The sequence below is a fragment of the Arthrobacter sp. 35/47 genome (assembly GCF_000520475.1).
GTDB classification, from domain to species: domain Bacteria; phylum Actinomycetota; class Actinomycetes; order Actinomycetales; family Micrococcaceae; genus Arthrobacter_D; species Arthrobacter_D subterraneus.
This window is the reverse complement of sequence record NZ_KI914588.1, coordinates 44403-46615: the sequence shown is the minus strand read 5'-3', so window position 1 is coordinate 46615 and position 2213 is coordinate 44403. Positions and strand designations below refer to the sequence as shown.

At 72.0% G+C, this 2213-nt stretch carries 1 protein-coding gene; it reads right to left on the bottom strand.

Annotation, left to right across the window (positions count from 1 at the left end; translation table 11 throughout):
- Positions 1 to 2213 (bottom strand): Lhr family helicase (locus X803_RS17980; protein WP_343299597.1); only part of this gene is annotated, 2213 nt, incomplete at both ends.

Sequence of the window (2213 nt, the reverse complement as noted above, 5' to 3'; positions counted from 1 at the left end):
GCCCGCCGTCATGCGGCGGCCAGCCCAGTGCGGCGCCGAACGGGTTTGCCGGGTCGGTGGCGGCGAGCGCGACGGCGGTGGGCTGCTTCGCCACGGACGCGTCAGGGCGGGCGTCGGCGCTGAAGGAGCGGAGCCGGTCCACGGTGGCCGGCACGGCGAACTGTGCGGCGCCGAGGTGCTCGATGAAATACCCGCGGCGGCAGCGCCCCATCTCCTCGAGGCGGGACAGCATCTTGTACATGAGCCCGAAACCGCCCGGGATGCCCTCACTTGCAACGGAGCCGCGGGTGAGGACGCCGTAACGGTCCAGTAGCAACTCGGCGGTGGCGTGCGCGGAGATGGTGGCGTCACCCTCAGTGGCGGGAAGGAGGGACCACCGGCCGGCCACCTGCGGAGGAGTGCTGCGCTGGTAGCCGGTGCCGCCGTCGTTCCCGCCCGCCAGTCCCGCCGAGCGCAGGCTGCCGCCGGTCAGGGAGGGCGCCCTGCCCAGCCGTCCCATCCGCGCTGTCCGTGCCCGCGGGGTGGGGGTGCGCTGCTTGTGGGCGGTTTTCCCGCCGGCGAGCAGGGACCGCACCGGGGTGAAGGTGTCATTCCCGATCCGTCCGGCCCAGACGAGATCCCACAGCGCCGCTGTCACCGTCTGATCGGCCGGCTGGTCCCCGTTGGTCAGCCCCTGGACCAGCTGGCGGAAGAAGTACGCACCCCCGCCGGCGAGGAGCTCCAGGAGTTCCTGCTGCAGGGGCGTGGCCTCGAATTCGGGGTCCGGCCGCAGCGTGAGCGGCGCATTCTCGGCGAGGTGGAGTGAAATCCAGCCGTCGTTGCCGGGGAGCGACCCCGCGCCGGACCACACCACCTCGCCCGTCGCGGCCAGCTCATCCAGCATGGCCGGGCTGTAGTTGGAGACCCGTGTGCGCAGGATGAGCGGCTCCCACGCGGAGGCGGGAATCGGCACGCCCGACAGCTGGTCGATGACGGTGGCCACCCCGTCGAGCCCGCGCAGCCCGGAACCGACGTGCTGCCACGCCGGCAGGAACCGCCCATACGCGGCCGGATCCACCGGCTCCACCTCGTGCCGGAGCGCCGCGAGTGACCTGCGCCGGAGCCGCCGGAGGACCTCGGCGTCACACCATTCACTGGCCGCGGCCTCATGTCCGGGCGAGGCCGCCGTTGGCCGGAACTCGCCTTCCACCACCCGGCCGTCCGCGGAAAGCCGCTGCAGGGCGGTCACGACGACGGCGACACCCAGTCCCAGCCTCGCGGCGGCTTCCGCCGCGGTGAAGGGCCCGTGGGTGCGGGCATAACGTCCCACCAGGTCGCCGAGGGGGTCCGGCACCGGTTCAATGAAGGCCAGGGGAACGCCCATGGGCAGCGGCACCCCAAGGGCGTCGCGGAGCCGGGCGGCGTCTTCCACCGCAGCGATGCGCTCGGCGCCGGCGATGTTGACGCGCAGCGCCCGGTTGGCCGCGACCAGTGCGTTGACGTGGTCGACGGTGCTTCCGGGTTCCTCGGATCGCTCGGCGATCTCGGCGGAGGTGAGCGGGCCGAGCAGCCGGAGCAGGTCCGCGACTCCCTCCAGCCCCCGCACTTTCCTGTCGGGGGCCAGGCGCTGGAGCTCGTTTTCAGTGTCGGTGATGACACCGGCGTCGAGCAGTTCACGCAGTTCCGCCCGGCCCAGCAGCTCGTTCAGGAGGGTGGGGTCAAGGGACAGTGCGGCCGCGCGGCGCTCGGCGAGCGGGGAGTCGCCCTCGTAGAGGAAGGACGCCACGTACCCGAACAGCATGGTGCGGGCGAACGGCGAGGGCTGGGACGTGGTGGTCTCGACGATCCTCAGTTCGCGGCGGTCGATCTGCCCCGCGATGTCCTTCAGTGCGGGGAGATCGTAGACGTCCTGGAGGCACTCGCGCACCGTCTCAAGGATGATCGGAAAGGTGGGGAATTTCCGCGCCACGTCCAGCAGCTGGGCCGAGCGCTGCCGCTGCTGCCACAGCGGGCTGCGCTTTGACGGGTTATGGCGCGGCAGCAGCAGCGCCCGCGCCGCGCACTCACGGAAGCGGGACGCGAAGAGCGCCGACCCGCCCACCTGCGCGGTGACAATCCCGTCCAGCTCATCCGCGTCGAAGAGGAACAGGTCCGCGCCGGGCGGCTCGTCCTCCATGAGCGGCACGCGCAGCACAATGCCGTCATCCGAGGCCATCGCCGAGCCGTCCATGCCG